We start from the raw sequence: 5,583 nt of genomic DNA, 5'->3' as shown, positions 1-5,583 counted from the left end.
ATAACATACAGGGTAATTCTCTTGCCCTTGAGGTATTTCTCCATTTACCCAATGTTTTAGGTAGTTTTCACTATCTTTTGGTTTATAATTTGAAGCCTTTACAAAAGCCTGATATTGTTTGTTTGTCACAGGTTTTCTATCAATAAAATAACGTGGAAGTGTTACCTTTCTGGCTGTATCCTCAACAGGTTGTTTTGTAAACCAATGAAATTCTTGCTCTGCTTTAAAGACAAATGTACCTGAAGGAATTTCAGCCATTCCTTCAGGAGTTCTGGCTGCTTTTGGCGTTTTGGTTGACTCATGTAATAAACGTAAATACCCATAAGGGATGCCTACAATACAGTTGTCTATCACTTTATTGTTTTTATACAGTTCAATTTTGAAATTGCCCTCATATTGTCCAAAAACATCAAATAATTTTATTCGATTATTACCCGATTTTAATAATAAGGGAGCTAAAGCCATTTGATCAACAGCTGTAATTTTAATTTCACCTTCGCCCGCATTTACAAACAGTAAGTCATTTTGTCTCTCTAGTTTTACGTTCATATTTTGCGATTGATAATCTGTCTTATCAGCGGGTTTGCTAAATGGCCTGTAAACTAGAACTGGTTCTTTTTTGGATCCTTTTACAATTAGTTCGTCAAGCAAAATATCATGGTCAAAAAGCTGAACAACAATGTCTCCTTGATAAAAAGCCAAATCTTTTTGTATGTTTAAATTATACTTTCCTACGGGTAGTGTTAAAGGCGTTTTATTATAAGCCGGAGAACCCTTCCATACCTTGATACTGCTGCCTTTTGAAGAATAAACGCTTAAATTATCATTCGTTTTTTTAGATTCAAGGAACTTAGGCAATTTTGCAATACAACCCACTTCCCCTTCAGCATTTGTTCCTTTATAAGCTGCATCAAATGAATCAATAGAGGCCGGAATAAGCCATTTTCCACCATTCGAAACGGGTACTAATTCCTGATTATTCCACAAGTCAACAAAATGATATCCAGTTTCTGGAAGCACTTCAAATAATGGACCATTATGCCCTTTTGGATCAACAGAATAAATCGTGTATACTGTCTTATTGTTATTATCCCATTTATTTACCCAAATATCATCAACTGTTGTTGGAATAATCGGACTGTAGTTTTTATCTTGAAAACAATTGTGATTGTTGCGCAACAACTGTGTCATACGACCATAATAACTGTATAAGTCATGTACCCAATCCGTTTTTGGAGAAATATACAAATGCATTTCAGCTCCATACCCACTGAAGAAAGAAATAGCCATATCTCTTTTAACTGTTGTAGTATCAAGAACAGCCTGACGCAAAATGGTAAAATCAGGCTTAATCAGTTTATTTAAATTCAGCATTGGGGGGTAAGATAATGCCGCATGTACACGACCTATAATACAATTTTGCATGTCTCTAGGCGCTGACATTCCTTCCGGAAAAATGACAAACCCTTTGCGCTGTGCATCTACAGCCTGTTGCATCTCTACTTTAGACTCACTTCGAGTGTCAAACATTGTCCCCCATAATTCTGCTTGTTTAACCACTTTGGCCAAACCATCAAATAAAGGTTCAATTCGAGTACTGTTATACATCTGGTTTGTCCCTGCAGGTAAATCCCAAGGCATAAAAGCTGTAAATAATTTGTTGTTGAATTTGTTGAGGGCCATTCGGGACTGATCTCTTACACCATCAATACCTTTTGGCAAACTTTTGAAAACATCAAACTGATTACGTTGATCCATACCCATCATAGGCCATCCATGCCATAGAATAGTATAATCATCACCACCGTAAAGTTGTTTTATCTGCTTGTTGAAATCTTCGTACTGATAAGCCGTTTTGTCCGCATCGTAGAAATAACTATGCCATGCTGCTAAAAAATGTCCGGCATACACATTGCGAACCCATTTTAAATCCTCACGTTCGTACATCGAATTGTCAAATGTTCCTGGTTCTACATCATATAGCATACGATCTTGAAACATCAACCGTAAACCATCTTGCCAAGTACCAATATAATCCGCAAACCAAAGATTGAAAGTTACACCACCCTCAGGGTTCAATTTGGTTTCAAAACGTCTTACCTCACCATTACTTACACTACTTTTATCACGGCGCGATAATGCACAAAAACTATTTCCGTTATCACAATTGATCGTAGCAAAACCCAACTCCCATGCATTATCCGGAACAATGACATTAACTGGCTTATAATTAGGCCGAAACAAATGGGTTCGTGACAATCCATCGTTACCAAATGCAGTAATATAGACATGTTTCTCCGACTCACCAAACGGAACGATATTACCTATACGAAGTGTATCCTTCCCTTCATTTACAAAGGTGATTTTAGCTTTAATACCCCATTTATCGGCCTTTTCAAAAGTATAATTAATTCGTAATTTATTACTGAACACCACCGAACCGTTTTCAGCTTTTCCCATAGTGGTACTGAAAGGCTTGTCGTTTACTAAAAATGAAACTAAAGGAATTTCATATCCTGGTGTTTGAAAACGATTCAGACTTTTAATTTCAAGTCCCTTATTTTTATTTTGTCCTAATTCTATTGATTTTAATGATTGTCCTTGTGTTTTTACACAACAAAACACAAACAAAAAGCTTATCAAATGTGGAATGATTTTCTTCATTGTTTATAGCTTATTATTTTATTGTAGATCCAAACAAAAGTTGGTCAAAACCAAATTCTACTGCGTTTGTTCTACTTGGCGGAGCATTAATAACCTCAACACCAATCTTGTTTTCTCCTTTATTTAGCTTTATTAAACCAAGGTTGATAGTCTTTAATCCAGCTTTATCTGATATTAAATCAAACACAACACTTTTATTATTGAGTGTAAATTTGAATTTTCCAGAGTTGTTTGCAACAGTAAAGACAGCGCTTACTGGTAGCGTATATTTTGCTTTTGAAATAAATACAAGTTCTAATTTGTTACCTATTTTGGCATTGTACCAATCCACTATCATGTTATCTGCCCAACTGGTTTTCACATTATTATCATATGCAAATTCACCACCAGTGGCTTTCTTAAAAATCATACTTTCAGCCTGAATACTAAGTGGTTTAATTTCTTTATTGTACTCAATTTCAGGCGAAATAATATCGGTACGCTTTATTGCAACAGGTCTTTTTGCACCTTCAACATCCGGTTTACTATTTGGATCTTTACAGTGGTTTTCTAGGTAATAAAAGCAAACAGTGGCATAATCAATTGTTGCACGTGTCCAATGCCACATTTCCATATCGAATTTAAAACTTCTCTCAAAAGGGATAGCATCAAGCGAGCGGTAACGTGAATTAACCGTATATCCAGGCACAAAATTTCCGCTTCCATCCGGTTGTGCAATAAACGGATGATTCACAATTTTTTCAGGACGACACCAAGCATAACCATAATAATCTTCAGTACCCGTACCAATATGTGACGGAAAATTTTCTCCATCTACATATATTTTTTCGTCTCCTTCACCCCACCATGCATAAACAGTATTAAATAGTGTAACAGCATCACCAACAAATATCCCCTTTCCAGAAAGAGTAACGTGATTCATATCGAATGGAGCTCCAGCTGTACCTGAATTGTTTTTCATTTCACCCGTTTTTAGATGATAGAAATCTTTCCAGTATGCCCCAAAATACATACTGTTTTCTTCCCATTTCCAAGAACCAACTTCAATTTCTCCCTTGCTCACTTCAACATTTTGGTCTCCCAAGTTTATTACATTCACAGTGCAATTTTTTTCAAACGGCATTACCCACCACGCAGACAAAACGCCATCTTTATTAACCTCGGTATACCAAGTATTTATTTCTCTTATTTGATAACCTGTTCCAAAAAAATCTCCTACCGGACACCAAACAGAAGGAGATGCCTGTTTATTATCAACGCCATCATAAGTAACATTAAGAACTGTACTACGCAATGCTTGTTCTAGATTTTTTGCGTTTAATTTAATAGAGATTTTACGAATTGCTTTTGAGCCATAAAAAGAAATACTCAATTTATCATTGGGTTTAATTTTACCAATGAACTTATATTTTTCTGTTGGAACAGCAATTGTCTTTTTAAATTGAGACAATGTATTTTCAGTGGCAGTTGTTACTGCTTGCGTTTTATTCTTTTCGGATGGTGAATAGCTTGTTATATCTGTGCCATTCTCATACGTACGGTAATTTATATTATAATAAACGGCTTCACCACCGGTTTTTGCACCAGCATCTTTTATATTATCTGATTGATAGGTTACTTTACAATGTTTAGCATAAGGTATTGGAAAATATAAATTATGTCCTCTTGTTTCATATTTGGATAAACGAGAAACCGAAGTAGCTAACGGACTATTAGCCAACTTGTCACCACTTAAAATATCCATTGCTCCTCCCTCAATAACAGGAATACTATCATTATCAATATAGATCCGTAGAATACCTTTGCCGCAATCTTTTCCTGCAAATGTCATCCAAAACCTAACAATCGATCCCGGACCATCTGTATCCATCATTACATACTCCTTCTTGTTTCCTCGTGACTCCGTACGAATAAACATGGATCGATCCCAGTTCGCAAACCAACCTTCCTGATTCGGAGAAACTGTAGCCCTGTCATAACTACTAAACTGGGCACAAGTATATTTATGCGCTGGAAAACGCGCCAAATTATCTCTGTCAACCATTTCACTAAGCAAACTGGCAATACTAATAATTTTATTTTCAGATAATGTTTTAAATGACATCACAACAAATAAAATAATCCCTATGAACAGAAGATATGATTTTTTCATTTAATATAATTTATAAGATAAGGAGCTTCAATCCCTTATTATTAAGTTTAATTATGTGATATATATTAAAAAATGGAATATGAAATTTTTATTACGACGAAGGGGCAAAATGAAATTGCAATAAATCGTAATTCCCGTACTGAACACGCTCTACTCTTATTATATGTATACCCTTTGTCAGCGTAATTTTTGCTTCGTGATAGTAATCTGCGTCATTCACTAATTTGGATAAATCATCTACATTAATTACTATTTTGTCGTCTACATAAATCTTTACAGCATAGGCAACCGAAATACCTATGGTATAATCACCCTTATATGATAAATTTATTTTGGTAGTGGCAACATCTACAAGATTATCAGTAGGCAGTTCATTATATGCTTTGTMATTGCGCCATAATCCCGGTTGTAACTCTTTGAATACTCCTGTCTTTATTGGTTTCTGTTGTAATATTTTTCGGTATACTTCCGGTTGTTTAATAGGATCATTGGTAGAATCTATTTTATACCATTGTAATTCCCAAGGAGTTTGCAGTTCAAATTTTTTATACGAAAAAACAACTGGTTTGTCTTCCGCATTCATCTCTCCTAATTCGGATATAAATTTTTCACCTGTATATTCCAAATCAATCATAATATCTGTAATAGGTTCTCCAACATCTGTTTTTTGAACTATAATTTGTGCTGGAATTGAGCCTTTATTTTTTGAAATAATTTTTACTCCTTTTGTATTTTTCAATTTCCATTTCCCTTTGGGGCCCATTACA

General features: G+C 35.0%; 3 protein-coding genes. All 3 read right to left on the bottom strand.

The annotated features are described in order from the left end of the window. Positions 1 to 2,664: formylglycine-generating enzyme family protein (locus AC1DPQ_RS16070; RefSeq protein ID WP_477610225.1), on the bottom strand; the 2,664-nt coding region annotated here is incomplete at its 3' end. Positions 2,665 to 2,677: 13 nt separating this feature from the next. Continuing rightward, complete coding sequence (locus tag AC1DPQ_RS16065; RefSeq protein ID WP_477580315.1) at positions 2,678 to 4,816, bottom strand: glycoside hydrolase family 172 protein; 2,139 nt, start codon at positions 4,814 to 4,816, stop codon at positions 2,678 to 2,680. A gap of 91 nt (positions 4,817 to 4,907) precedes the next feature. Further along, positions 4,908 to 5,583, bottom strand: a 676-nt coding sequence (locus AC1DPQ_RS16060; protein ID WP_477610223.1) for a hypothetical protein, incomplete at its 5' end; no start/stop codon positions are given.

The organism is Pedobacter sp. 01T416_2 (genome assembly GCF_056398925.1).
This window is presented reverse-complemented; position numbering and strand designations above follow the sequence as displayed.